Raw genomic sequence first — 25,580 nt, 5'->3', positions numbered from 1 at the left:
GCGTATTGACACCGCGCTCATGCGTGGTTCGCTATCAATAGCGTAGCTGTTCGCGCCCGTCCGGTAGGGGCTAGACGCCAATTTGTCTCATATTTCTAACGCAGAGGGCGCTAGCCCTAGAATCACAGGCAAGGGGAGGGGGCATGACACCAGAAGCGAAAGCCAGAGTCGGAATCGACGCGTTGCTACAGCAAGCGGGCTGGCACGTCTGCAATGTCGCCGATGCCAACATCCATGCTTCTGTCGGCGTAGCCATTCGCGAGTTCCCCCTCAATCCCGGTTTTGGTTTTGCCGACTACCTTCTGTATGTCAATGGCAAGGCCTGTGGCGTCATTGAAGCCAAAAAGGAAGGCGCCACCCTTTCAGGCGTTGAAGTTCAGTCCGGCCGCTACGCGCAAGGCTTGCCCAGCACCTTGCCGGCATGGCAACGACCTTTGCCCTTCCTCTGGGAATCAACGGGCATTGAAACCCACTTCACCAATGGGCTGGACCCGCGCCCGCGTGCCCGTGGCGTATTCGCCTTCTTCCGCCCGGACATGCTGGTGCAGTGGCTGGCCTATGCGCCTGTGCCAGATGCGTCCGGCATACCTGCCGCCGTCAACGAGGAGGCGGGTACCTTTCTGGCTCGCATGGCCCACATGCCGCAACTCATCACCGAATGGGGCGTAGGCGGTGCCAGCTACAACCTGTGGCCCGCGCAGATCACCGCAATCCAGAATCTTGAAAAAAGCCTGGCCGCCAACAAACCCAAGGCCCTGATCCAGATGGCCACGGGCAGCGGCAAAACCTTTACCAGCATCAGCTTTATCTACCGCCTCATCAAGTTTGCTGGTGCGCGGCGCGTGCTGTTTCTGGTGGACCGTGGCAACCTGGCCCGTCAGACGAAAAAGGAGTTTGACGCCTATGCTTCGCCATACAACAGCTACAAGTTTGGTGAGGAATACATCGTTCAGCACCTGCAGAACAACCAGCTCGACAAAAGCGCCCGTGTGGTCATCTGCACCATCCAGCGCATGTTCAGCATGCTCAAGGGCCGTGATCTGCCCGAAGAAGCCGACGAAGAAAGCACCGAGGGCGCAGAAAGCCTGTTCAAGGACCCGACGCCGCTTGGTTACAACCCGGCCATTCCCATCGAGACCTTTGACATCGTCGTCACCGACGAAGCGCACCGCAGCATCTATAACCTGTGGCGCCAGGTGCTGGAGTATTACGACGCTTATTTGATCGGCCTGACGGCCACACCCAACAAGCAAACCTTTGGCTTCTTCAACCAGAATCTGGTCATGGAGTACGGCCACACGCAGGCCGTGGCTGATGGCGTCAACGTCAATTACGACGTGTATCGCATCAAGACCGATGTGACTGAAAAAGGCTCCAGGGTTGAAAAAGGCTACTGGCTCGAAACGCTGGACAAAGCCACTCGCCGCAAAACCGCCTGGCAGCTTGACGAAGATTTTGAATACGACCCCTCAGAGCTTGACCGCGCCGTGCAAACGCCCGACCAGATACGCACTGTGGTGCGCACCCTGCGCGACAACTGGCAGACCGACCTGTTTCCCCAGCGCGAAGAGTTGCCCAAAACCCTGGTCTTCGCCAAAGACGACAACCACGCCGAGAAGATTGTTGAAATCCTGCGCGAAGAGTTTGGCCGGGGCAACGAGTTTGCACAAAAGATCACTTACAAAACCACCGGCACCAGCCCCGAGCAACTGATCAAAGACTTCCGCACGGCCTACTACCCACGCATTGCCGTCACGGTAGACATGATCGCCACCGGCACCGACATCAAGCCGGTGGAAATTGTGGTCTTCATGCGCAGCGTCAAAAGCCGCAGCTTTTTTGAACAGATGAAGGGCCGGGGTGTGCGCATCTGCAACCCGACCGACCTGCAGCAGGTCAACCCCGGCGAGCACGTCATCAAAGACCACTTCGTCATCGTCGATGCTGTGGGTGTGTGCGAACGCGACAAAACCGACAGCCGGCCCATGGACCAGAAAAAGGGCGTGCCGTTTGACAAACTGCTGCAGGCCGTGAGCCTGGGCAATGTCGAAGACGAGGTGCTTTCCAGCGTGGCCGCCAGGCTGGCCCGGCTGGACCGGGACCTGAGCGATGCCGACAAAGGCAAGATTGCCGACGCCAGCGGCGGCAAAAGCCTGCAAGATCTGGCGCGCGGTATTGTGCAGGCACTCAACATAGACGCGACACAAGACATGTCGCCCGCCGAGGCCGAAAGCAGACTGCGCGAAGCAGCAAAACCCTTCAGCAACCCGGACCTGCGCAACCTCATCCTCAAGCTGCGCCAAAAGGCTGACCAGGTCATAGACATTGTCACCAAAGACACCCTGATCTCGGCCACCTTCACCGAAGGGTCGGACCGGGCCAAAGAACTGGTGCAAAGTTTTGAGGCTTTCGTCCAGCAGCACAAAGACGAAATCACCGCTCTACAAATTTTGTACAACCGGCCGACGCGCGCGCCGCTCAAGTTTGATGACGTCAAAGCCCTGGCCGACGCCTTGCACGCTCCGCCGCACCTGATCGACGAAGGTGCGCTATGGCAAGCCTACGCCGCCATCCGCAAAGACAAAGTCAAAGGCGCCAGCCAGCGCCGCCTGCTGACCGACCTGGTCAGCCTGGTGCGTTTTGCCATGCAACAGGACAATGAACTGGTGCCTTACCCCGAGCGCGTGCAGGCCAACTTCAAGGCCTGGCTGGCCCAACACAGCCAAAGCACCCAGACACGTCATTCCGGCGAAGGCCGGAATTCAGGTATTCCCTTCACCCCCGAGCAAATTCACTGGCTAGAAATGATCCGCGACCACATCGCCGCCAACCTTGGCATAGAAATAGACGACTTCGAATACGCCCCCTTCAACACCGAAGGCGGCCTGGGCAAAGTGCACCAGCTTTTTGGCGCGGAACTGCCCAAGGTGATTGAGGAATTGAATCGGGAGTTGGCGGCATGAGTCAGTACTCTTTGGTGCCATTGCGCGACCTAATTCTGGAGTCACAAAACGGACTATCGAAACGCAGTGGCACGGACGGTGTGAACACGCCTGTATTGCGGCTTGCAGACATCACGGCAGGCAAGATCGATCAGTCAGACCCTAGAGAAATTCGCCTCACGGCCAAGGAGCTTGCCAAGTACGCGCTCCAGCATGAGGACCTTGTCTGCATCCGGGTAAACGGGAGCAAGGCTCTCGTCGGCCGCGTTATTCAATTCCGAGCCAATCGCGCTTGGGCGTACTGCGATCACTTCATTCGCTTGCGACCGAACCAAGCCATTGTTGACTATCGCTATCTTGCTCATTACTTCAACTCACAGACGGTAAGACGTCACATTGAATTGAATATGGTGTCCAGCGCAGGTCAGAACACCGTCAGTCAAGGCACGATGTTGGATATTTCCGTGCCCTGTCCAGGGTTAGAGACGCAGCGTGAAGTCGTCGCCGAACTCGAAAAACAGTTCTCCCGCCTCGACGAAGCCGTCGCCAACCTCCAGCGCGTCAAAGCGAACCTCAAACGCTACAAAGCCTCCGTCCTCAAAGCCGCCGTCGAAGGCCGCCTCGTAGAAACCGAAGCCAGCCTAGCCCACCGCGAAGGCCGCACCTTCGAAACCGGCGAACAGCTTTTGGAGCGGACTCTTGCGGAGCGGCGAACGAAGTGGGTGGGTAGGGGAAAATTCAAAGCAGCAACTCAATCAACAGAGGTGCAAGGGTTCGTAGTTCCCGCAGGTTGGGTAATTGCAAGTTCTGAGCAGGTTTGCGCAAGTGTCCGAGATGGCACACATAACACGCCCGACTATGTATCCGATGGCGTACCGCTCGTCACCTCGAAAAATTTAGAAGAGTACGGAATTGATTTTGAGAACGTCAAGTTCATTTCCGAGAGCGATCACGACGAAATATCGAAGCGATCAGGCGTTGGAGTTGGTGATGTGTTGTTCGCGATGATTGGAACCGTTGGCAACCCGTGCGAAGTTCAGACCTCAAAGCGGTTCAGTATCAAGAATGTCGGGCTGTTCAAAGCAAATCAAGAATTTCTAAATTCCACGTACTTTTGCTACTGGCTTCTTTCGTCGCCCTTGAACAAGTGGTTGGATCCACGCCTAAAAGGAACAACCCAAAAATTTGCCCCACTTGGTTTGTTGCGCGAGTTGCCAGTCCTTCTGCCGCCGCTCGCAGAGCAAATCCGCATCGTCGCCGAAGTCGACCGTCACCTGTCCATCGTCCGCGAAGTCGAGGCCGAGGTCGACACCAACCTCAAACGCGCGCAGGCGCTGCGACAGGCTACGCTTTCAAAGGCTTTTTCATCATGATGATTGCCATAGATGGGAGCTCCAAACTCGTCTACGAGGGGCAAGGGCATTATGGGTATGGTTTGTGGCCTTCCCCTGTGCTCTCGCTAGCAACACCGATTCGGGAAGAAGCTGATTTCGACGAACTACCTCCCGATGCAGACCTATATTCAGCGAAATTGCTATTTCGCGAGGATTCGTTTGATCCAGTAACGCGGGTTAGACGAGGTCGTTTCTACGTCAATCCTGGCACCCAACCACAGTCGTGGAAAGTTACACCTCATTCTTTTCTCCCTTCACAAGCCCTCTCGCCAATGAGCCTGCATGGTTTTGATGGGCGGTCGGCGTTAAACATGTTCGGCGAGGGATTTGAGAAGGCGCTGATTGCGCTTGGCAGTAGGCAGGCGTTCACACTTTGGCGTGTGATAAGTGTTGAACGCATCGTTACGGGAGAGGATCTGTTTACGCTTCGCGCCAGATCGGCTCTTGGCGTTTTGCCGGAATTGGACCAATCTGCAATTCCAGAGCATGCGCGTCACAAAGTAAATGAGACTGTGGGGAAGTTGATTGAAGCTGCTTATCGCGCTGGCCCGGAGTCAGTCGTTGATCGTGCGCGGGATGTTGCACAGTGGTGTATTGGGGCTTGGCTGTCCACCAATGAGGGCGACCCAAGCTTGCGGTTGATAGATCTTTGGGAGCTATCTGGAAGGATTCCCGAGAAGGACTTCGCTGTAATCCGCAATACAGGCCGTTCTTTGGCCCGGTTGCACGCACGAAATAAGCCAAATGTTCAAGAAGAAAAAAGCACCCGTCCGGTGACCGAGGATGATGCCGAGTATTCAATTGCTGCGGTAGGGCTGGTGCTGAGGGAGCTCGGTTGGTCTAACTAGTACGAAGAGGCGGAGAAAAATGTCACCTTTGCTAAGCGAAGTCGATCCTAAAGTTCATCGTAGAGTTATGGACCTCGTACGAGAGGCGGGCGTGAACGTTTCAGACTGGACAAATTTTCGGAGTGGCTCGAAGCCTGAACGCGCTGCCAGTAATCCCAAGTATTGTTATGAATGGGCCTTTGTCGAACCCGGAAAAGTCGTCGTGCTGAATCTTTGGTTTGATGCGATGACCGAGCAAAACGGTAACTTGCTTCAGACGATTAATCCTCGGCGTTTTGGCTTGGCTATGGGAAGAGCTGGAAAAAAAACCTGGGAGCGTCGCGCCTCGCGTATGGATCTTTGTATTCAACAGGCCGCTCGAACCAAGATCCCGATTCGCGTAATTGTTTGCCAAGGCGACATGCGGAGTGCGGAAGACCCAGATTCAGAACCATCCCACGTCTATCGAAGGGCGTTGGATCTGGTGCCTTGGGCTATTACTTCGTATGACCAATCGACAGGTGATTGTGTGGTGACGCGGGGTGCTGAGCCCGATCGCTTTACCGATCAGTTCGACGTTCAACCGAATGAGGGCTTTCCCGAGCAACGAGATGCCAGCGGAAAAGTTTATGTGCGTAGCCTGGACGTTCGAAAAGCAGTGTTGCGTCGCGCTAGTGGTAAATGTGAATTTTGTGATGTACCGGGGTTTGTTAAATATGATGGCCGGATATTTTTAGAGACACATCACGTAGTACCGCTTTCTGAAAAAGGTATGGACCTTGTTACCAACGTTATTGCTCTTTGCCCCAATCACCATCGCGAAGCACACTACAGCAACCGCCGTGTGCCACTGCGAGTACAACTCCAGAGTAAGGTGGTTGAAGCCAACCTCCGGGTCATGAGAGACGTAGCAGTTCCTTCCAGCGAGCAGGACTTAATTGAATAGCGGGCTTTACCTGGCCCGATCAAGCAACGGTTCCTAAGCAATCTTGGGCCGAGTTGCGCAAATGAATCACTTCTGTTGTCCATTATTGATGCCCGTCCATTAATCGTGGACAATACGAATAAATGGACAAAGTGCCTACACAACCGGAAACCACTCTGCTGAACGCTGCCCTGGAAGCCGCGCTCGGCTTGGGGCTGGACGCGCAACTGGAACATGCCCAGCTCAAGCGGGGTGCGGCCCACGCAGATGCCGTGGTGCGCATTGGCCGCGGTGGCAAGGGCCAGAAGTACGTAGCAGAAATACGCCGCCTGCTACGGCCTGCAAATCTGGGGGCGACGCTGCACCAGCTGGACCGGCAAGCAGAGGCGCATGCCCTGCCTGGGCTGGTGGTGGCCGACTACATCAACCCGGACATGGCAGAGACTTTGCGCAAGCAGGGGCGTGAGTTTTTGGACACCGCCGGCAATGCTTATATTCAGCAGCCCCATGTGTTGGTGTGGGCAACAGGCCGCAAGCCGGTGCTGAGGGCCGTGACGCCGCAGGTGGGGCGGGCCTTTCAGCCCACGGGCTTGCAGGTGTTGTTTGCGCTGCTGTGCCACCCGGAGTGGGTCAATTTGCCTTACCGCGAGCTGGCCGCCCGGGCCGGCGTGGCCCACGGCACGGTGGGTTGGGTCATGCCCGATCTGCAGCGCCAGGGCTTTGTGGCGGACCTGGATGGCAAGCGCGGCACGCGCCGGCTGTTTGACGGCGAGCGATTGCTGGCGCTGTGGGCTGATGCCTATGCACGCCAGTTGCGGCCACGCACCTTGCTAGGCCGCTACTACGTGCCTGCGCTGGAGGGCTGGCAGGAATGGCCCCTCGACAAGAGCGGTGCCCAGTGGGGCGGCGAGCCCGCTGGCGCGCTGCTGACCAACTACCTGACACCGGGTGAGCTGACGATGTATGCCGACAAGCTGCCAGGCCAACTGGCCGCACGTTACCGCTTTGCCAAAGAGGCGGACGTGGGCCACAAGGCCGTGGTGGAGGTGCGCCACCGGTTTTGGCACTTTCCTGAAGACGCAGTGGCCGGGCCTTGCGTGCCGCCGGTGCTGGTGTATGCCGACCTGCTGGCCACGGGCGATGCACGTTGCATGGAAACGGCCAAACGCTTGTATGAAAGCCATGTTGCACGACTTGTCCGCCAGGTTTGATCTGTTGCCGCTGGCACAGGTGGTGCGCCCGCTGCAGGCAGTGGCGGCGCCGTTGGGGGCCGGGTTTTTTCTGATGGGGGCCGCCGCGCGTGACGTGATGTTGCTGCATGTGTACGGCATAGACACCAGGCGCAAGACCGACGACATTGACTTTGGCGTGATGGTGCGCGACTGGGGCACGTTTGAGGCTTTGCGCCAGGCCCTCATTGACGGCGGCGAGTTTGAGGCCGTTTCGAACGACGCCACACACAAGCTGCGCCACACAACATCAAAGCACCCACTGGACATCGTGCCCTTTGGCGGCGTGGAGCGGCCGGACCGCACCCTGGCCTGGCCGCCTGATGAGCACACCGTGTTTGACTGCTTTGGCATGCGCGAGGCCATGCAAGCCAGCCACCAGGTCCTGTTGCCTGATGAGGCATCGGTCAACGTGGCGAGCATCCCCGCACTGGCATTGCTCAAGATCACGGCCTGGCACGACCGCAAGCAAAAGTTTCCGGGGCGTGACGCACCGGACTTGATGCTGTACCTGCGGCACTACCTGGACTGCGATAAGTATGACCACGCGGCCGCCCAACATGCCGATTTGTTTGAAGCCGAAGATTTTGACCATGAAGAAGTGAGCGCACGACTGCTGGGCCGTGACTTGCTTGAACTGATTGACGCGCCTGCTACCCGGCGCATCGTCGCGATACTGCAGCCTGAAACAGACGAGCAAGGCCCGCTCTTGCTGGCCCATCAGTCAAATATGGCGCTGGAGCGCGCACGCAGAATCATCCATGCGCTGTGTACTGAGCTGTTGCAAAAAACCTGATTTTGAAAACCCCTACCGAATGAACACCACCACCAACGGACTCGTCCAGAAACTCTGGAACTACTGCAATGTGTTGCGCGACGACGGCATGAGTTATGGCGACTATGTAGAGCAGCTCACGTATTTGCTGTTCCTCAAGATGGCCGACGAACGCGCGCAGCCGCCGCACAACCAGGTCAGCATTGTTCCAGGCGCGTATTCGTGGCCGTCGCTGCTGGCCAAGGATGGCGACGAGTTGTTTGACCACTACCGCCACGTGCTGGAGGCGCTGGGTCAGCAAAAGGGCACGCTGGGCCTGATCTTCGGCAAGGCGCAAAACAAGTTTCAGGACCCGGCCAAGCTGCGCCGCGTGATTGTTGATTTGATTGACGCCGAGACATGGACGATTCTGGGCGCCGACGTGAAAGGCGATGCGTATGAAGGCTTGCTTGAGAAGAACGCGCAAGACACCAAGAGCGGCGCCGGCCAGTACTTCACGCCGCGCGCGCTGATTCAGGCCATGGTGGACTGTATGGCCCCGCAGCCCGGTGAATCCATCTGCGACCCGGCTTGTGGCACAGGCGGCTTTCTGTTCACTGCGCACAACTACATCACCCAGCACAACAAGAACCTGACGCGCGACCAGCTCAAGCACCTGAAGGAAAAAGCCTTCACCGGCTATGAACTGGTGCAGGCCACCGCGCGGGTGTGCGCCATGAACATGATGTTGCATGGCATCGGGTCTGAAAAGTCGGTGCCCGTGATCGTCGGTGACGCGCTGGGTTCTGATCCGGGCGAACGATATGAGGTGGTGCTGGCCAACCCGCCGTTCGGCAAAAAGAGCAGCACCGTCATCGTGGGTGAAGATGGCCGCACCAGCACCGAGAAGGACACCATCGAGCGTGACGACTTCTGGGCCACTACCAGCAACAAGCAACTTAATTTTGTGCAGCACATCAAGACGCTGCTTAAAACCAATGGCCGCGCGGCAGTGGTGCTGCCTGACAACGTGCTGTTTGAAGGCGGGGCCGGCGAAACTATCCGCCGCAAGCTGCTGCATGAGTGCGATGTGCATACGCTGCTGCGTTTGCCAACCGGCCTGTTTTACGCGCAAGGCGTCAAGGCCAATGTGCTGTTTCTGGAGAAAAAATCCGCCAACGAAAAACCGTGGACCAAAAAGCTGTGGATATATGACCTGCGCACCAATAAGCATTTCACACTGAAGACCAGCCCGCTCAGGCGGCAAGATCTCGACGAGTTTGTGGACCTGTACAACGTCGCCAACCGCAACAAGCGCAAACCAACGTGGACGGCCGAGAACCCGGACGGTCGCTGGCGCATGTACACCTACGAAGAGCTGACAGCGCGCGACAAGGCCAGCCTTGACATCTTCTGGCTGAAGGATGATTCCCTCGCCGACAGCGACAACCTGCCTGCACCGGCAGTTATTGCCCAAGAGATTGTGGAAGATCTGCAAGCGGCATTGGAGCAATTCAAACTGATTGCCGCTGACCTTGGTGCTGATATCGAGGAGTCGGCTTAAGGTTTGCTCGTCGTGGGTTAAGCGGGCCCGTCGGCTAACGGAACCGCCTAGACGTGCCACGTATTGAAAGGAAGCCGCCATGGCCAAACTCGTCTTCGGAATGAACCAATCGCTCGACGGCTACATTGACCACACGGCGTTTGCGCCGGGCCCTGCGCTGTTTCGGCACTTCATCCAAGAGGTTCAGGGCCAGGCGGGCTGTGTGTACGGCCGCATCATGTATGAGGTCATGCGTTACTGGGACGACGAGCATCCTGAATGGGATGCCGATGAATGCGCCTTTGCGGCGGCGTGGCGCAAGCAGCACAAGTGGGTGGTCTCGCGCACCCTGAAGTCGGTCGGGCCCAACGCCACGCTGGTGGGTGATGATCTTGAGGGCGCGATCCGCCAGATCAAGGCTGAGCGCGAGGGCGAGATCGAAGTGGCCGGCCCTGCGCTGGCGCACAGCCTGACGGAACTGGGCCTGATTGATGAGTACCGCATCTACCTGCACCCGGTGGTGGTGGGCCAGGGCAAGCCGTATTTCGCCGGGCCCCGGCCGCCGCTGCGCCTTGTGGGCAGCGACCGGATGGGCGAGGATGTGATCCGCCTGACCTATGTGCCCGCGTGATTGTGCGGCAGTCGTAGACACCGTGAATAACGGAGCAACACCATGAGCAAAACCCCAGCCAAGCCGAAAGAAGGCGAATCTCCCTCACAGTTGATCGACGCAAAAATCAACAGCCTGGACGACTGGCGCGGCAAGACGCTGGCCCATGTTCGCGCACTCATCCAGCAGGCAGAGCCGGCGGTGGTCGAAGAGTGGAAGTGGAGCCTGCCGGTCTGGTCGCTGGGCGGCATCATTTGCACCGGCGAGACCTACAAGGCCAAGGTGAAGCTGACCTTTCCCAAGGGCGCGTCGCTCAAGGACCCGGCCGGGCTGTTCAATGCCAGCCTGGACGGCAACACCCGCCGCGCCATCGATCTGGGGGAGGGTGATGGCATCGACGAGGCAGCCTTCAAGACGTTGATACGCGCTGCGGTGGCGTTGAACAAGTCGCCCGCCCGGTAGGCGGACGCGGCGCCGCACCAGTGGCGGCCTCCCCACGGGCTGTCAGTTCAGTGCCTTGTCAAAAAACGCAGGAAGCTCACGCTGCAGCTGGCCCAGAAACGCGCCCCGGTCAAAGCCCGGCGGGTTGGCGCCGATGTCGCCGTCTTCAGAGGGAATGGGCATGGTGGGCGTGTCCTGAAACGCAAAGTGCCAGGCATTGGGCACGCGGTGCATGTCCACACCGGGCACGTTCGCGGCCACCCATTCGGCATGAAAGCGCGGCACCAGGAAACGGTCCAGCTGCGCCTCATACACCGCCACCGGGATGCGGATTTGCTTCAGTGAAGCGGCAGTGAACAAGGCCCCCATGGGCGCCAGGGCCACCACGGCGCGCACGCGGGTGTCGGTCAAGGGCGGAATGGCCGGCGCTGCGGCGCCGTTGCTCGTTCCCGGTGCGCGCTCTTTGCCGGTGCTGCAGAAAATCGGGTCCTCGGCGCGCTCGGTGTTGCAATGCGCGTCGAAGCGCGACGGCTCGGCCCGCCCGCCCGCCAGGGCCAGCACGGTGTAGCCGCCGGCCGAATGCCCCACGGCGCCCACGCGCGGCCCCTTGGCGTCGCTGGCGATGCGGTCCTTCCATAACGGGTCATTAAGCAAGGCGTCGATCACGCGCGAAACCTGCCGCGGCCGCTCGGTGGCATAACGCTCCAGGCTGCCCTGGCGCAAGGAGCGGTCCTGCCAGTTGTCGCCGGGGTGGCGCAAGGCGGCCACCAGGTAGCCCTGCTGCGCCAGCGCCTCGGCCAGGCTGCTGTGCGCGAGTTCACTGCCGCCGGTGCCGTGGCTCAGGACGATCAGGCCCTTGACTTTGGCCTCGGGTGCGGCCTGCATGGCCACGTTCACATTAAACGGGCCCATGGCGATGGTGCGGGCGGGCCCCTGCGTGGGGTAATACAGGGCCGCCACGATGGGCGCGGCATCTGCCGTGGTGGCTGGAAAGGTGATCTGGCGCCAGCCGGCTTGCGCCGCCATGGCTTGGGCCGCCGTCAGCAGCAGGCCGCAGAAAACGAGAGAGGGTCGGTGGGGTGAGAGTGGCATGGTGAGCTCCGTGGGTGTTGACTGGGTTGAAACTGGACGCGATGGTAGGAGCGCCCGGGCCGGCGCTGGGGCGGATTGCGACGGAACGGCCGGGCCGCGGCGCGAGATGCTGTTTCAGGCGGATGAAAAGGGGCGCGTCCGGCCCATCCAGAACCAGCAAACCAGCAAAAAAAGCCAACCGGCCGATGGGTTTTGCCGCAGACGTTGCGGCAAAACCTGTGGAACGCTCTTGTTTTGATAGCTGCTGGCGCCCGTGCTGATTGGACTGCAGCCGTTTTTTGCATGGGTGGTTGGCATAGGCACGGCCAATGGAAGGCATGGAACAGGCCTGCAGGGGTTGATGCGCATAACATGCGCTTGAACCTTGCCGAGAAGACTCAGCCCTGCCCATGGGCCCGGAAATACCAAGACATGAACAACGACATTCCCTCCCTGACCCAGTCCCTGCGCGACTTTGCCCAGGCGCGCGACTGGGCGCAGTTTCACTCGCCAAAGAACCTGGCGTCGGCCCTGTCGGTGGAGGCGGCGGAGCTGCTGGAGCACTTCCAGTGGCTGACCGAAGAACAAAGCCGCACCCTGGCCGCACCCAAAAAGGCCGAGGTGGCCGCCGAGGCAGCCGATGTGTTGCTGTACCTGCTGCAGCTTTGCGACAAGCTGCAGATTGACTTGCTGGAAGCGGCGCGGCTGAAGCTGGTCGTCAATGCCGGCAAGTACCCGGTGGACCGGGCGCGCGGCTCCAGCCAAAAACACACGGAGATCACCGACCCGAATCAGGGCGGCTGACGTCAGTAAATAGCTCTTTATTTGATAGTTGCCTGCGCAATACCAGTAAGGGCTGGCGGCCAATTTGATTCAATAAAACCATGCAAACCCTCCCCCTCCGGCTGAACCCCGGCCAGGACTTGCGCACCGCCATCGAAGCGGCGGTGCGCGGCGCCAACTGCCGCGCGGCCTTTGTGCTGTCCGGCATCGGCAGCCTGTCCAGCGCGGGCCTGCGTTTTGCGGGCGCTAAGCAGCCGCAGCGCCTGACGGGCGACATGGAAATCCTGAGCCTGTCGGGCACGGTGGCGTTCAACGGCACGGGGCAGGGCGCACGCAGCAGTTCGCACATACACATGGCGCTGTCCACCGCCACCGGCGACGTGGTGGGCGGCCATGTGGCGCCGGGCTGCACGGTGCGCACCACGGCGGAGGTCTTGCTGGCACTGCTGCCGGAGTGGGAATTTTCACGTGCGCCGGATGCGGCGACGGGCTACGACGAGCTTCAGATCACACCAGCTGGGCGCCAGGCCGGCGACGAGGACGGGCTCAGAACAGCCTGACCCACCACAGGCGCAAACGCATGCCCAGCTCGGTGGTATAGCCGGCGCTGGCGCTGCGCAGCTGGCCTTGCCCGTCGATCACCACAAAAGAGGGCACCGACTGAAAGCCGAAGGCACGCGTCAGTTCGCCCCGCGTATCGACGGCGGTTTGCCAGGGCAACTGGCGCTGTTGCTGCACCTGCATCACCTTGGCGGCCGGGCCGGACTGCATGGCCACCGTGAGCACCGGCCAGTCCTGCGCCAGCCGGGTGACGCTGCTTTCTTCGGCGCGGCAAATGGGGCACCACTCGGCCCAGAAGTGCAGGGCCACCGGCTGGCCGGGGTGGGCCTGGCGCCACTGGGCCAGCGTGGTGCGGGTCGTCGTGCCGTCGGGCTGCAGCATGCTGATGGCCAGATCGGGCGCCGGCCCGGCTGGCACATGCCGCGTTTGCCAGGCCTGCACCGCCACCACGATCGCCACCAGCAGGGTGAGTTGAACCAGGTGGCTTTTCCAGTGCTTGCGCAGGTGCGCGGCGAAGCGGGGGAGCAGGGTGTTGGGCATGAGGCGTGAGTATCGTCCAGGCCCTGCTGGGCCGTGCCGCCGCTGCGGGAAGCCCCGGCCGCGGCAAGGTGGGGCGCTGGCGGGGCCGCGGGCGTGCGCGCGGCACGTGGTTTGCTATTAAATAAATAGCTGTTTGTGCCCGTGGTTATTGGGCTGGAGCCCGATTTCAATCGTTGATTTCGTGTTGCGTGTGGCTTTTCCTGGTTTTCATGCTGTGAGAACGTGTATTTCAATATGCATATTGCAGACAACTATGATTTTGTTGTTGAATTTTAAAATAATTCATGGCATATTCTGTATGCATATTGAATACATGGATTACCAATGAGTTCATCCGGAATCAAATCCCGCCTTGGCCATGCGCAGTGGTCGCTGAAGCCGCAAGACCTGGCCATGGCGTTCAAGCTGGTGTGTCTGGCAGGGCAAAAGCTGCCCTACACAGCACTGGCGCAAGCCATGCACATGTCGCAGTTTGAAGCCCACGCCTGCATGGCGCGGCTCAGTGGAGCGCGCCTGTTGGCTGAGGTTAATGACGTCCCCACGCTGGTGCTGGCGGCTTTCAGGCCCATGGTGTTGCAGGGGGCGCCTTACTTTTTCCCGGCGGTAAGGGGCGAGATCACCATGGGTTTTCCTACGGCCTATGGTGTGGAGCCGCTCAAGTCCAAAGTGCTGTTTGCTGATGAGACGCCGCCCGTGTGGCCCCATGCTGACGGCCCGGTGCGCGGCAGTGCGCTGCTGCCTCTGTACCCCAAGTTGCCCCTGGCCGCCGCGCAGGACCCGGCTTTGTACGAGTTGCTGGCCTTGTTTGACGCGCTGCGCATAGGTCAGGCGCGTGAACGTGAAATGGCCCGCAAGCTGCTGGAAGAAAGGTTGAGCTGATGGCCGCATTCAACAACCCCAATCTGGCTATTCTGGAGCTCGTGGCGCAGGCCTTGGGTCCGGTATGTGAAAGCGTGATCTTTGTGGGCGGTTGCGCTACGGGTATGTTGCTGACGCAGGAGCGGCCCGACCGCATCCGCATCACCGAAGACGTTGACATCGTTGCGCAAGCGCTGACGGCGCATGACTACCACGCCATTGAGAAGCAAGTCCGCGCTCAGGGCTTCAGCAACGACATGCGGCCCCATGCACCCATTTGCCGGTGGGTTTATAAAAATGTCACGCTTGACTTGATGCCCACGGTCAAGGACATCCTGGGCTTTGCCAACCGATGGTATCCATTGGCCCTGCAGACTGCAGAAATGGTCACATTGCCCAGCGGCATAAGCATCCGGCTCATTAGCGCCCCGGTTTTCATTGGCACCAAGTTGGAGGCATTCAAAGACCGGGGCAAAGACGCCGATGGCAGGCCAGACTTTCTGGGTAGCCATGATCTTGAAGACATCATCACCGTGGCAGACCGGCGGCCCGAACTGCTGGGCGAGTGCCGTGCCGCAGCGCCTGAACTGCGCGCCTACCTGGCGGCAGAATTCACAGCGCTGTTTGCCAATCCCGAGTTCGAACAAGCCCTGTCAGGCCATTTGCCGGGCGACACTTTCAGCCAGCAGCGCGCCAGACCGCTCGCAAATACATTGCGCGAACTGTCAACGCTTTCAGCATGAAATACATGGAGGTCACAGACCTGAATCCAGGGGGTAAGGGGTGCGTCTGCTCATTGTTTGATAGCTGCTTGCGACTGTATTTATTGGGCTATGGACCGATCTGACATAAAAAAAGCCGCCGGCGACTGCCAGCGGCTTTTTTGCTCAGGCAACCATCTGAGGGCCGATCAGACCGAACCCCACACCTCCTGCGCCGTCTCGATCACCAGGCGCAGCTTGGCGCGCTGGGCTTCCACCGCGATGTCGTTGCCGTGCACGGTGCTGCTGAAACCACACTGCGGTGACAGGGCGAGTTGTTCCAGCGGGGCGTATTTGGCGGCTTCCTCGATGCGGCGTTTCAGGTCGTCTTTGCTTTCCATCGTGCCGAACTTGGTGGTCACCAGGCCCAGCACCACGGTTTTGCCTTTGGGCAGGAAGCGCAGGGGCTTGAAGTCGCCGGAGCGGTCGTCGTCGTACTCCATGAAGTAGGCGTCGAGGTTCATTTCCTTGAGCAGCGCCTCGGCCACAGGCTCGTAGTTGCCGGCGGCGGCGTGGGTGCTCTTGAAGTTGCCGCGGCACAGGTGCATGGCCAGCAGCATGCCTTCGGGCTTTTGCGCCACCACCTTGTTGATGAAGGCGGCGTAGCGGTGCGGCAGCTCGTCAGGGTCGTCGCCGCGCTGGCGGGCGGCTTCGCGCATCTTGGTGTCGCACAGGTAGGCGAGGTTGGTGTCGTCCATCTGCACATAGGTGCAGCCGGCGGCGGCCAGGCTGCGCAGCTCGTCGCCGTAGGCCTTGGCCACGTCGTCGTAAAACTGCGGGTCGAGCTCGGGGTAGGCTTCGCGGCTGATGCCGGCGCGGCCGCCGCGGAAGTGCAGCATGGTGGGCGAGGGAATGGTCACCTTGGGCGTGTGGCCCGCGCTCACCTGGCTCTTGAGGTACTGGAAGTCGGCGAGCTGGATGTCTTTGACGTGGCGCACCTTGTCCACCACTTTCATCACTGGCGGTGCCAGCTCTTCCGTGCCATCAGGGCGCTTGACGGTGAAGGGAATGCCCACCTCCACGCCGCCGATCTGCGCCAGAAAGTCGGTGTGGAAATAGGTGCGGCGGAACTCGCCGTCGGTGATGCTTTTCAGGCCCACGTCTTCCTGGAATTTGACGATCTCGGTGATGGCCTTGTCTTCCACCTTGCGCAGCTGCTCGGGCGTGATCTCGCCCCTGGCCTTTTGCTCACGCGCTTCGAGCAGGAATTTGGGGCGCAGAAAACTGCCAACGTGGTCGTAACGGGCGGGGAGCTGGGTCATGTCTCTTTTTCCTTATGGGTCGATGAAATCAGGCAGGGGAACGCGAATGTGAATGGTGAATGTTGAATGGTGAATGCAAATGCAAATAGTAGGGCAAGCAGGGCAAAGCTGTCGATGGCCGGTCTACAGGTCCAGCACCAGGGTTCTGCTTTTGGAGCGTGAGCAGCAGGGCGTGAACTGGTCGTTCTTCGCCTTCTCCTCGTCGGTGAAATACATGTCGCGGTGGTCGGGCTCGCCTTCGAGCACACGCGTGATGCAGGTGCCGCAGACGCCCTGCTCGCAGGAGGTGAGGATCTCGATGCCGTGGTCCTTCAGCACCTGGATGATGTTCTGCTCCGCGCCCACCGTGTAGCTTTGGCCGGTGCTGGCGATCTTCACCTCGAAGCCGGTGTCGCCCGTGGTGTCCTGCGGCGCGGCGCCGAAATACTCGAGGTGGATCTGCTCGTTGCGCCAGCCGCTGGCTTTGGCCGCGCCGACCACATGGTCGATGAAACCGGCGGGGCCGCAGACGTACAGCTGGTGATCGGGTGCGGCGCCGGCCAGTGCGGCCGGCAGGTCCAGCTTCTGTTCGGCCGGGCCGGCGTCAAAGTGAAAACGCACCTTGTCGGCAAAGGCCGAGGCGCCGATTTCCTGGCGAAAGGCCGTGCGTTCGGCCGAGCGGGTGCAGTAGTGCAGGGTGAAGTCCGCATGAATGGCCGCCAGCCGCTGCGCCATGCACAGCAGCGGCGTCACGCCGATGCCGCCGGCCAGCAGCAAGGTGCGCGGCGCGTGCTGCAGCGGAAAGTGGTTTTTCGGCGGGCTGATGCGAATCATGTCGCCCTCGTTCACGGCGTCATGCATGGCGATGGAGCCGCCGCGCGATGCCGGGTCGCGCAGCACGGCGATGCGGTAGCGGTGCTGCTCCACGGCATCGTTGCACAGCGAGTACTGGCGCGTCAGCCCGCCGGGAAGCTGCACATCGACATGCGAGCCCGCGCTGAAGGCCGGCAGCGGTGCACCGTCGGTGCGGGCCAGCTCGAAGCTGGCAATACCCTCGGCCTCCATGGTTTTGCGGATGACCCTGACTTCAAGACTGTCCATGGTCAGGCCGCCTGCGCTAGGGGCTGTGCCTGGGCCGGCGCCTGTTCCTGCGCAAGGAGGCGGTCGATGATGCGGCGCGACTGCACGCCGCCGGCGTCGATGTTGAGCATCAGCAGCTTGCGCTTTGGGAACAGCGTGAGGTTGCGCTGCTGCGCTTCCAGCACGGCGGTGTCTTCGGCAAAGACTTTGGCCTGGCCCTCGCGGATCTGCGCGGTGAGCGCCTTGTCCTTCGGGTTGAAGTTGCGTGCCATGCCCCAGAAGTACCACATCGAGGTTTCGGTTTCCGGCGTGATGAAGTCCACCACGATGCTGCTGACCTTGTCTTTCGGGTCGGCGTGGTAGCCGCCCTTGCCGGCGTGGGCGACGCCGACTTCGATCAGCACGTGGCTGGGCGGCGTGAAGCGGCAGACCTGCCAGCGGTCCACCGGCACGTCGTCGGCCAGGTTGTTGCCGCGCAGGTTGGCGCGCCAGAAGGGCGGCGGCATGACGTTTTCCATGAAGCGGCTGGTCACCACGCTGTCGCCCTCGGTTTTGGTGCTGACCGGGGTTTCGTCGATTTCCTTCTGGCCGATGCTGGTGGTGTGCACGTAGGTCTCGTGCGTCAGGTCCATCAGGTTGTCGATCATCAGGCGGTAGTCGCAGGCGATGTGGTACAGGCCGCCGCCGTAGGCCCACTCGGGGTTGTCGGCCCAGTCGAGCTGGGGAATCTTGCTGTCGTCGGCCAGTTTTTCGTCACCGGTCCAGACCCAGATGAAGCCGTGGCGCTCCACCACCGGGAAGCTGCGGTTGCGCGGAAAGCCCTGCATGCGCTGGCCGGGCATGGAGGCCACCTTGCCGTCGCACTCCATCACCAGGCCGTGGTAGCCGCAGACCAGCTTGCCTTCGCAGACCGTGCCCAGCGACAGGGCCGCGCCGCGGTGCGGGCAGAAATCATCGAGTGCGACGACCTTGCCTTCGGGGCCGCGGTAGAAAACAATCTTTTCGCCGCAGATCTGCCGGCCCAGCGGCTTGTCGTCGATTTCGGTGGGAGTGCAGGCAACATACCAGGTGTTTTTGGGAAACATGACGCTTGTCCGTAAGGGGAGGGGTGTGGGTGGGCTGGTTTCTTTGGCGATGCAGGCCGCCTGGAACGGCGGGCGGCTCAAGCGGCGATTATGCAAAAAAATGAGTTTTATGTATACATGCAGTTGGAAATTTATCAAAATTGACGTTCAATACCCAGTAAATCAGTCAAAACAGGTATCTGCTGTATACATTGAGGAGTCCAGATGAACGAGAAAACACTTTCCCCGGCCACCGCTGAGACGCAGGAGCCGGGCGCCTCCCAGACCGTCAAGGCGCAGCTGCGGCTGCGCGAAATGATTCTGGCCGGCGAGCTGCCTGGCGGCGCGCGTATTGCCGAACTGGCCATTGTTGAAAGGCTCGGGGTGTCGCGCACGCCGATTCGCGCGGCGCTGATGCGGCTGGAGCAGGAGGGCCTGCTGGAGGCGCTGGTCAATGGCGGTTATGCGGTCCGCACGTTTTCTGAGCGTGATGTGTCCGAGGCGATTGAACTGCGCGGCACGCTCGAAGGGCTGTCAGCCCGGCTGGCGGCCGAACGCGGGGTGGCCGCCGCGCTGCTGGCTCATGCGCGCGACTGTCTCGGTCAGATCGACGCCGTGCTGAGCCAGCCCGCGCTCGACGACGAGGCCTTTCTGCGTTACGTCACGCTGAACCAGCGTTTTCACAACCTGCTCAGCGACATGGCCGGCAGCACGGTGATCACCCGTGAACTCGAACGTGTCGTGAGCCTGCCGTTTGCCTCACCTTCGGGCTTTGTCGTGTCGCAGGCCAACTCGCCGCAGGCGCGCGACATGCTGATCGTGGCGCAGGACCAGCACCGCCAGGTGCTCGACGCCATCGAGCGGCGCGAAGGCGCACGTGCCGAAGCCATCATGCGCGAGCACTCGCGTATTGCCCAGCGCAACCTGCTCGAAGCCATGCAAAGCCAGGACCTGGAGCGCATGCCCGGCGTGCGCCTGATCCGCAAACGCGGCTGAACGCTGCAAGCCGCCGGGGGTTGATATGCATATTTGCTATAGCTGCAAGGCTGAAATCCATCTTGCGCATCTGCCCGTGCAGGGGGATAGTCCCCGGTGACCCGTTGAACGCCCCCTTTTTTGAACCCTCTGGAGAGACCATGCAAAAACGAATCTTTCTCGGCACCATCGCCCTGGCTGTCGCCACACTGGCCGCAGGCAGCGCCGTCGCGCAGACCAACACCTTCAAGGTCGGCCTGATTCTTCCCATGACCGGTCCTTTCGCCTCGACCGGGCGCCAGATTGAAGCGGCGGCCAGGCTTTACATGGCCCAAAACGGCGACAACGTGGCCGGCAAGAAAATCGAGCTGATCATCAAGGACGACACCGGCACGCCCGACGTGACCAAGCGCCTGGCGCAGGAGATGATCGTCAACGACAAGGTCAACGTGCTGGCCGGCTTCGGCCTGACGCCGCTGGCCTTTGCCACCGCCCCGCTGGCTACGCAGTCCAAGACACCGATGGTGGTGATGGCGGCGGCCACGTCCAGCATCACGCAGGCTTCGCCCTACATCGTGCGCACAAGCTTCACCTTGCCGCAGGTCACCATCGGCATTGCCGACTGGGCGCCGAAAAACGGCATCAAGAAGGTGGTGAGCCTGGTGTCCGACTACGGCCCCGGTATCGACGCCGAGCGCACCTTCAAGGACCGCTTCACCTTCAACGGCGGCACCGTGGTCGAGGCCGTGCGGGTGCCGCTGCGCAACCCCGACTTCGCGCCTTTCCTGCAGAAAGTGCGCGACGCCAAGCCCGACGCCGTGTTTGCCTTTGTGCCGTCTGGCGCCGGCTCTGCGCTGATGAAGCAGTTCGCCGAACGCGGCCTGGACAAGGCCGGCATCAAGCTGATCGCCACCGGGGACGTGACCGATGACGACATCCTGAACGACATGGGTGATGTTGCCGTCGGCGTGGTGACCTCGCACCACTACTCTGCGGCGCATAAGTCGGCGCTGAACCAGAAGTTTGTCGATGCCTTCAGCAAGGCCAACAAGGGCCTGCGCCCCAACTTCATGGCCGTCGGCGGTTACGACGGCATGCGCGTGATCTACGACGCCCTGAAAACCACCAAGGGCAACGGCGGCGGCGAGGCCCTGCTCGGTGCGATGAAGGGCCAGGTCTTCGAGAGCCCGCGCGGCCCGGTGTTCATCGATGCGCAGACCCGCGACATCGTGCAGAACGTCTACATCCGCAAGGTCGAAAAAGTCGGCGGCCAGCTCTACAACGTCGAGTTCGAAACCATCAAGGACGTGAAAGACCCCGGCAAAACAAAGTAGTTGCACACCCCCATCCAGGCTCACTGCGTGTAGCCTGTTCCCCTTGCAGGGGGGCAACGCCTGCGGCCCGGCCCTTCGGCAGGCTCAGGGCAGGCCGAGGCCGGTTCCGCGGCGTCCTGGAATGGCTCCTTCAAGCAGCTTCTGACTATCTGGCCAAAACATGTTGACCATTCTTTTTGACGGCATTGCCTACGGCATGCTGCTGTTTGTGCTCGCGGTCGGCCTGGCGGTCACCATGGGCCTGATGAATTTCATCAACCTCGCGCATGGCGCGTTTGCCATGGTTGGCGGCTACATCACGGTGCTGCTGATGCAGCGCCTGGGCGTGCCTTTCCTGCTGTGCCTGCCACTGGCTTTCCTGGGCGCGGCGCTGCTGGGCGGGGTGCTGGAGCGCACGCTGTACCGGCCCATGTACGCCAGGCCGCACCTGGACCAGGTGCTGTTTTCCATCGGCCTGACCTTCATGGCCGTGGCCAGCATGGACTACTTCATGGGCTCGACCCAGCAGATCATCCAGTTGCCTGACTGGCTGCGCGGCCGCACCGAGATCGGCAGCGGCGCCTGGGTGCTGGGCATGGGGCACTACCGCCTGTTCATCATTGCCGTGTGTGCGGCGCTGACGATTGCGCTGCAGTACGTGCTGGCCCGCACACGTTTCGGCAGTCGCCTGCGCGCCTCGGTCGATGACCAGCGCGTGGCGGCCGGCCTGGGCATCAATGTCAATGTGGTGTTTCTCTCCACTTTTGCCGTCGGCTCCGGCCTGGCCGGCCTGGGCGGCGCGCTGGGCGCCGAAGTGCTGGGGCTGGACCCGACCTTTCCGCTGAAATTCATGATTTACTTCCTGATCGTTGTCGCCGTCGGCGGCACCTCGTCCATCACCGGGCCGCTGCTGGCGGCGCTGCTGCTGGGCATTGCCGACGTGGCGGGCAAATACTACGTGCCCAAGCTCGGCGCCTTCATCGTCTACAGCCTGATGATCGTCATCCTGATCTGGCGCCCGCAAGGCCTGTTCGTGCGCAAGGGGGGCAAATGATGAACAACGCCACGCAAAAATCCCTGCTTTACAGCGCGCGCCTCAAGCCCTGGGAGCCGGTGCTGTGGCTGCTGGCCTTTGCCTCGCCGCTGCTGCTGTCCAGCCACGCGCTGATCATCAATGAAATCGCCATCGTGGCGCTGTTCGCGATTTCGCTGGACCTGATCCTGGGTTACACCGGCATCGTCTCGCTGGGCCATGCGGCATTTTTCGGCATGGGCGCCTATGCGGCGGCATTGTTCGCCAAACACGTGATGCCCGATCCGCTGGTCGGCCTGGCCTTTGCCATCGGCATCTCGACCCTGCTGGGCGCGATCTGCAGCCTGACCATCATGCGTGGCAGCGACCTGACGCGGCTGATGGTCACGCTGGGCATGGGCCTGATCCTTATGGAGCTGGCCAACCGGCTCGACTGGCTCACCGGCGGCGCCGACGGCCTGCAGGGCGTGGTCATGGGGCCGCTGCTCGGCACCTTCGAGTTCGACCTGTCCGGCCGCACCGCGGCGTATTACTCGCTGTGTATTGGCCTGGTGTTTTTTGTGCTGGCCCGGCGCCTGGTGCATTCACCGTTCGGCGCCACGCTGATGGCGATTCGCGACAACCGCCTGCGCGCCATGGCCATCGGCATTCCCGTGCATTCGCGGCTGGCGCTGGTCTACACGGTGTCGGCCGGTGTGGCCGGGGCGGCCGGTGCCTTGCTGGCGCAGACCACCGGTTTTGCCTCGCTGGACGTGTTCGACTTTCACCGTTCCGCCGATGTGATGCTGGTGCTGGTGGTCGGCGGTGTCGGCTGGCTGTACGGCGGCATTGTCGGCGCGGTGGTGTTCAAGCTGATGCAGGACACGCTCTCGAGCATCACGCCGCAGTACTGGACCTTCTGGATCGGCCTGTTCCTGGTGGTGCTGGTGCTGGTCGGGCGCGAGCGCCTGCTGCGGCCCTGGACCTGGTTCAGGAAGCGGGGCGGCGCATGACACAGACCGTGCTTCAGGCCAGCGGCCTGGTGATGCGTTTTGGCGGCATCACCGCCACCAACAACGTCACGCTGAACCTGCAACAAGGCGCGCGCCACGCGCTGATCGGCCCGAACGGCGCCGGCAAGACGACGCTGATCAATCTGCTGACGGGCATGCTGCAACCGACCGAAGGGCGCATTACCCTGCTTGGCGAAGACATCACGCAACTGGCGCCGCACCAGCGTGTGAAGCGCGGCATGGTGCGCACCTTCCAGATCAACCAGCTGTTCGACTCCCTGAGCCCGCTGCAGACGCTGGCACTGACGGTGTCGCAACACCGGGGCCTGGGGCTGCGCTGGTGGCAGGCGTTGGGGCGCAACGCCGCGGTGAGCGAACGTTGTGCGCAGCTGCTGGAGCAGTTTCACCTGACCGAGGTGATGGACCAGCCGACCCGCGTGCTGGCCTATGGCAAACGCCGGCTGCTGGAAATTGCGATTGCGCTGGCCTGCGAGCCGCGCGTGCTGCTGCTCGACGAGCCGGTGGCCGGGGTGCCGGCCGGCGAACGCGAGGAGCTGCTGCAGACCGTGGCGGCCCTGCCGGCCGACGTGTCGGTGCTGCTGATCGAACACGACATGGACCTGGTGTTCAGCTTTGCCACCCGCATGACGGTGCTGGTCAACGGCACGGTGCTGACCGAAGGCGACCCGGACCAGATTGCCAACGATCCCGAAGTCAAGGCCGTTTATCTGGGTCATGGCGAGGATGCCAAAGGGGAGGCCCACCATGACTGAACTGCTTCGGGTTGACAAGCTCAGCGCCGGTTATGGCGAGGCGGTGGTGCTGCAGGGCGTGTCGCTGTCGCTGGACGAAGGCAAGACGCTGGCGCTGCTGGGGCGCAACGGCACCGGCAAAACCACGCTGATCAACACGCTGGCCGGCGCCACGCGGCAGCACGGCGGCAGCATCCTGCTGGCGGGCAAGGCGCTGCACAAGATGGCCCCGCATGAACGCGCGGCCGCCGGCATAGGCTGGGTGCCGCAGGAGCGCAACATCTTCAAGTCGCTGACGGTGCATGAAAACCTGACCGCGGTGGCGCGGCCGGGCCGCTGGACGCCGGCCCGGGTCTACGAGATGTTTCCGCGCCTGGGCGAACGCAAGACCAACCTGGGCACGCAGCTGTCGGGCGGCGAGCAGCAGATGCTGGCGGTCGGCCGCGCGCTGGTGCTCAACCCGCGCCTGCTGCTGCTCGATGAGCCGCTCGAAGGCCTGGCGCCCATCATTGTGGAAGAGCTGCTGCTGGCGATTCGCCGCGTGACGCGGGACGAAGGGCTGTCGGCCATCATTGTCGAGCAGCATCCGCAGGCGATCCTGAGAATCTCCGACAGCGCGGTGGTGCTGGACCGCGGCACGGTGGTGCATGCCGGCACAGCCGACGAGTTGCTCGAGCAGCCGCAGCTGCTTGAGCAGCTGCTGGGCGTGGCGCGCTGACCCTGTCTTGCTGTTCACTTGCTACTGAATTAATAGCTGCTTGCGAACGTTGCATAAGGGCTGGAGCCACTTTTGATTCATATTCCTACCGGCGCAGCCCCTGGCCGGCGCCGGCTGCACTGCCGGATGGAACAAAATGGCGCGATGCCAACGACCGCAAGCACACCATGATTTTTCAACGCCTTGCCGCCAGCCTGCTGGCCTGCCTGATGCTGGCCCTGCCGGCCGCGGCCCAGACCTTTCCAGCCAAGCCGATTCGCATCGTCGTGCCTTTCGGGGCCGGCGGCGTGGCTGACCTGACCGCGCGCACGGTGGCGCAAAAACTCGGTGAGTCGCTGGGCCAGCCGGTGGTGATCGACAACAAGCCCGGTGCCGGCGGTGTGGTGGCCGGCGAGACGGTGGCCCGGGCCGAGCCCGACGGCCACACCCTGCTGCTGATGTCCAACGGCACGGCGGTCAGTGCAGGTTTGTTCAAGTCGCTGCCGTTTGATGCGGTGCGCGACTTCGCGCCGGTCTCCACGCTCGGTTTTTTTGACATTGCCGTGGTGACGCCCGCCGATTCGAAATTCAGGACCCTGGGCGACCTGCTTGCGTTTGCGAAGACTCACCCCGGCAAACTTAACCTCGGCAGCATCAACGTCGGCAGCACGCAGAACCTGGCGGCCGAATTGTTCAAGATCAGCTCCGGGGCCGACGTGCAGATTGTTCCGTTCAACGGCACGCCGGCGGTGGTCACGGCCCTGCGCGGCGGCCAGATTGACGCGGCGGTGGAAATCCTCGGCCCCCTCCTGCCGCAGATCCGGGCCGGGGCCTTGCGTGCGCTGGCCGTCACCGGCGACAGGCGCGCCGCGGTGCTGCCCGAGGTGCCGACGGCCAAAGAAAGCGGCCTGCCCACCTTTGTGGCCTCCAGCTGGAACGCGCTGGCTGCGCCGGCAAAAACGCCGCCCAGCGTGATTGCGCGGCTGAACCGGGAGGTGGTGGCCGCCGTCAACGCGCCGGAGGTTCGCAGGAAGCTGGCCGAGCTGAACGTCGAAGCGCGCGGCAGTTCGCCCGAACAGGCCGCCGAGCTGCTGGCCGGTGAAACCAGGCGCTGGGGCGAGGTGATCCGGCGCGCCAGGATTCCGACCCAGTAACGAGGCTCATGAAACGATCGGGCCGGCAACAAGCCGGACT

25 protein-coding genes are annotated in these 25,580 nt (G+C 61.7%); 20 read left to right on the top strand and 5 right to left on the bottom strand.

Annotated elements, in window-relative coordinates; all coding sequences use genetic code 11:
- Positions 1–143: 143 nt before the first annotated feature.
- The 9 genes from PSV33_RS17855 to PSV33_RS17815 all read left to right on the top strand — a co-directional run bounded on the left by PSV33_RS17855 (position 144) and on the right by PSV33_RS17815 (position 10,686).
- A complete protein-coding gene (locus PSV33_RS17855; RefSeq protein WP_300563808.1) occupies positions 144–2,963 on the top strand; it encodes a type I restriction-modification enzyme R subunit C-terminal domain-containing protein in 2,820 nt (939 codons plus the stop codon).
- Positions 2,960–4,315: a restriction endonuclease subunit S gene (locus PSV33_RS17850; RefSeq protein ID WP_300563806.1), complete on the top strand. Its 1,356-nt coding sequence runs from the start codon at positions 2,960–2,962 to the stop codon at positions 4,313–4,315. The genes PSV33_RS17855 and PSV33_RS17850 overlap by 4 nt, the downstream gene beginning before the upstream one ends.
- Positions 4,312–5,184 (top strand): hypothetical protein, encoded by an 873-nt coding sequence (locus tag PSV33_RS17845; RefSeq protein WP_300563804.1) that lies wholly within the window; start codon positions 4,312–4,314, stop codon positions 5,182–5,184. Before PSV33_RS17850 ends, PSV33_RS17845 begins: the two co-directional genes overlap by 4 nt.
- Positions 5,185–5,275: 91 nt before the next feature.
- Positions 5,276–6,109, top strand: coding sequence for an HNH endonuclease (locus PSV33_RS17840; RefSeq protein WP_300563802.1), 834 nt, complete (start codon positions 5,276–5,278; stop codon positions 6,107–6,109).
- A 122-nt stretch (positions 6,110–6,231) separates the two neighbouring features.
- Positions 6,232–7,299, top strand: a complete 1,068-nt coding sequence (locus tag PSV33_RS17835; RefSeq protein ID WP_300563800.1) for a type IV toxin-antitoxin system AbiEi family antitoxin — start codon at positions 6,232–6,234, stop codon at positions 7,297–7,299.
- Entirely contained in the window at positions 7,262–8,113 is an 852-nt protein-coding gene (locus PSV33_RS17830; protein ID WP_300563798.1) for a nucleotidyl transferase AbiEii/AbiGii toxin family protein, read from the top strand. The genes PSV33_RS17835 and PSV33_RS17830 overlap by 38 nt, the downstream gene beginning before the upstream one ends.
- Positions 8,114–8,132: 19 nt before the next feature.
- Positions 8,133–9,635, top strand: coding sequence for a class I SAM-dependent DNA methyltransferase (locus PSV33_RS17825; protein WP_300563796.1), 1,503 nt, complete (start codon positions 8,133–8,135; stop codon positions 9,633–9,635).
- Positions 9,636–9,714: 79 nt separating this feature from the next.
- A complete protein-coding gene (locus tag PSV33_RS17820) occupies positions 9,715–10,245 on the top strand; it encodes a dihydrofolate reductase family protein (protein WP_300563794.1) in 531 nt (176 codons plus the stop codon).
- Between the two features lie 42 nt (positions 10,246–10,287).
- A complete protein-coding gene (locus PSV33_RS17815) occupies positions 10,288–10,686 on the top strand; it encodes a DUF1801 domain-containing protein (RefSeq protein ID WP_300563792.1) in 399 nt (132 codons plus the stop codon).
- 42 nt (positions 10,687–10,728) lie between these two features.
- On the opposite strand, the gene PSV33_RS17810 is transcribed toward PSV33_RS17815, so the two are convergent.
- Complete coding sequence (locus tag PSV33_RS17810; RefSeq protein WP_300563790.1) at positions 10,729–11,757, bottom strand: alpha/beta fold hydrolase; 1,029 nt, start codon at positions 11,755–11,757, stop codon at positions 10,729–10,731.
- A gap of 411 nt (positions 11,758–12,168) precedes the next feature.
- Here PSV33_RS17810 and PSV33_RS17805 point away from each other — a divergent pair, with 411 nt between their 5' ends.
- Together PSV33_RS17805 and PSV33_RS17800 are read left to right on the top strand one after the other, a co-directional pair.
- Positions 12,169–12,540, top strand: coding sequence for a nucleotide pyrophosphohydrolase (locus tag PSV33_RS17805; protein ID WP_300563788.1), 372 nt, complete (start codon positions 12,169–12,171; stop codon positions 12,538–12,540).
- A gap of 80 nt (positions 12,541–12,620) precedes the next feature.
- Positions 12,621–13,079 (top strand): PPC domain-containing DNA-binding protein, encoded by a 459-nt coding sequence (locus PSV33_RS17800; RefSeq protein WP_300563786.1) that lies wholly within the window; start codon positions 12,621–12,623, stop codon positions 13,077–13,079.
- Here PSV33_RS17800 and PSV33_RS17795 read toward each other — a convergent pair.
- Positions 13,066–13,620 (bottom strand): redoxin domain-containing protein, encoded by a 555-nt coding sequence (locus PSV33_RS17795; RefSeq protein ID WP_300563784.1) that lies wholly within the window; start codon positions 13,618–13,620, stop codon positions 13,066–13,068. The two genes, PSV33_RS17800 and PSV33_RS17795, sit on opposite strands and share 14 nt — an antisense overlap.
- A 324-nt stretch (positions 13,621–13,944) precedes the next feature.
- Between PSV33_RS17795 and PSV33_RS17790 the strand changes: the two genes are divergently transcribed.
- Both PSV33_RS17790 and PSV33_RS17785 read left to right on the top strand, forming a co-directional pair.
- The gene (locus PSV33_RS17790) at positions 13,945–14,499 is read left to right on the top strand and encodes a hypothetical protein (RefSeq protein ID WP_300563782.1); all 555 of its coding nucleotides are present in this window, start codon (positions 13,945–13,947) and stop codon (positions 14,497–14,499) included.
- Positions 14,499–15,221, top strand: a complete 723-nt coding sequence (locus tag PSV33_RS17785) for a hypothetical protein (protein WP_300563780.1) — start codon at positions 14,499–14,501, stop codon at positions 15,219–15,221. The genes PSV33_RS17790 and PSV33_RS17785 overlap by 1 nt, the downstream gene beginning before the upstream one ends.
- A 167-nt stretch (positions 15,222–15,388) precedes the next feature.
- On the opposite strand, the gene PSV33_RS17780 is transcribed toward PSV33_RS17785, so the two are convergent.
- From PSV33_RS17780 to PSV33_RS17770, 3 genes are all read right to left on the bottom strand, one after another.
- The gene (locus PSV33_RS17780; protein WP_300563778.1) at positions 15,389–16,501 is read right to left on the bottom strand and encodes a 5-methyltetrahydropteroyltriglutamate--homocysteine S-methyltransferase; all 1,113 of its coding nucleotides are present in this window, start codon (positions 16,499–16,501) and stop codon (positions 15,389–15,391) included.
- 123 nt (positions 16,502–16,624) lie between these two features.
- Positions 16,625–17,581, bottom strand: coding sequence for a PDR/VanB family oxidoreductase (locus PSV33_RS17775; RefSeq protein WP_300563776.1), 957 nt, complete (start codon positions 17,579–17,581; stop codon positions 16,625–16,627).
- 2 nt (positions 17,582–17,583) lie between these two features.
- Entirely contained in the window at positions 17,584–18,645 is a 1,062-nt protein-coding gene (locus tag PSV33_RS17770; RefSeq protein ID WP_300563774.1) for an aromatic ring-hydroxylating dioxygenase subunit alpha, read from the bottom strand.
- 204 nt (positions 18,646–18,849) lie between these two features.
- Between PSV33_RS17770 and PSV33_RS17765 the strand changes: the two genes are divergently transcribed.
- The 7 genes from PSV33_RS17765 to PSV33_RS17735 all read left to right on the top strand — a co-directional run bounded on the left by PSV33_RS17765 (position 18,850) and on the right by PSV33_RS17735 (position 25,540).
- A complete protein-coding gene (locus PSV33_RS17765; RefSeq protein WP_300563772.1) occupies positions 18,850–19,620 on the top strand; it encodes a GntR family transcriptional regulator in 771 nt (256 codons plus the stop codon).
- 140 nt (positions 19,621–19,760) lie between these two features.
- Positions 19,761–20,933, top strand: a complete 1,173-nt coding sequence (locus PSV33_RS17760) for an ABC transporter substrate-binding protein (protein ID WP_300563771.1) — start codon at positions 19,761–19,763, stop codon at positions 20,931–20,933.
- A gap of 160 nt (positions 20,934–21,093) precedes the next feature.
- A complete protein-coding gene (locus PSV33_RS17755) occupies positions 21,094–21,966 on the top strand; it encodes a branched-chain amino acid ABC transporter permease (protein WP_300563770.1) in 873 nt (290 codons plus the stop codon).
- Positions 21,966–22,937, top strand: a complete 972-nt coding sequence (locus PSV33_RS17750; RefSeq protein WP_300563909.1) for a branched-chain amino acid ABC transporter permease — start codon at positions 21,966–21,968, stop codon at positions 22,935–22,937. The genes PSV33_RS17755 and PSV33_RS17750 overlap by 1 nt, the downstream gene beginning before the upstream one ends.
- Positions 22,934–23,710 carry an ABC transporter ATP-binding protein gene (locus PSV33_RS17745; protein WP_300563769.1) on the top strand — a complete coding sequence of 259 codons (777 nt, stop codon included), beginning with the start codon at positions 22,934–22,936 and terminating at the stop codon, positions 23,708–23,710. Before PSV33_RS17750 ends, PSV33_RS17745 begins: the two co-directional genes overlap by 4 nt.
- Entirely contained in the window at positions 23,703–24,407 is a 705-nt protein-coding gene (locus PSV33_RS17740; RefSeq protein ID WP_300563768.1) for an ABC transporter ATP-binding protein, read from the top strand. Before PSV33_RS17745 ends, PSV33_RS17740 begins: the two co-directional genes overlap by 8 nt.
- Before the next feature lie 209 nt (positions 24,408–24,616).
- Positions 24,617–25,540 (top strand): tripartite tricarboxylate transporter substrate binding protein, encoded by a 924-nt coding sequence (locus PSV33_RS17735; RefSeq protein WP_300563907.1) that lies wholly within the window; start codon positions 24,617–24,619, stop codon positions 25,538–25,540.
- Positions 25,541–25,580 lie beyond the last annotated feature (40 nt).

Origin of the sequence: Polaromonas sp. (assembly GCF_029945895.1) — a bacterium.
Classification (GTDB): Bacteria; Pseudomonadota; Gammaproteobacteria; order Burkholderiales; family Burkholderiaceae_C; genus Polaromonas.
This window is presented reverse-complemented; position numbering and strand designations above follow the sequence as displayed.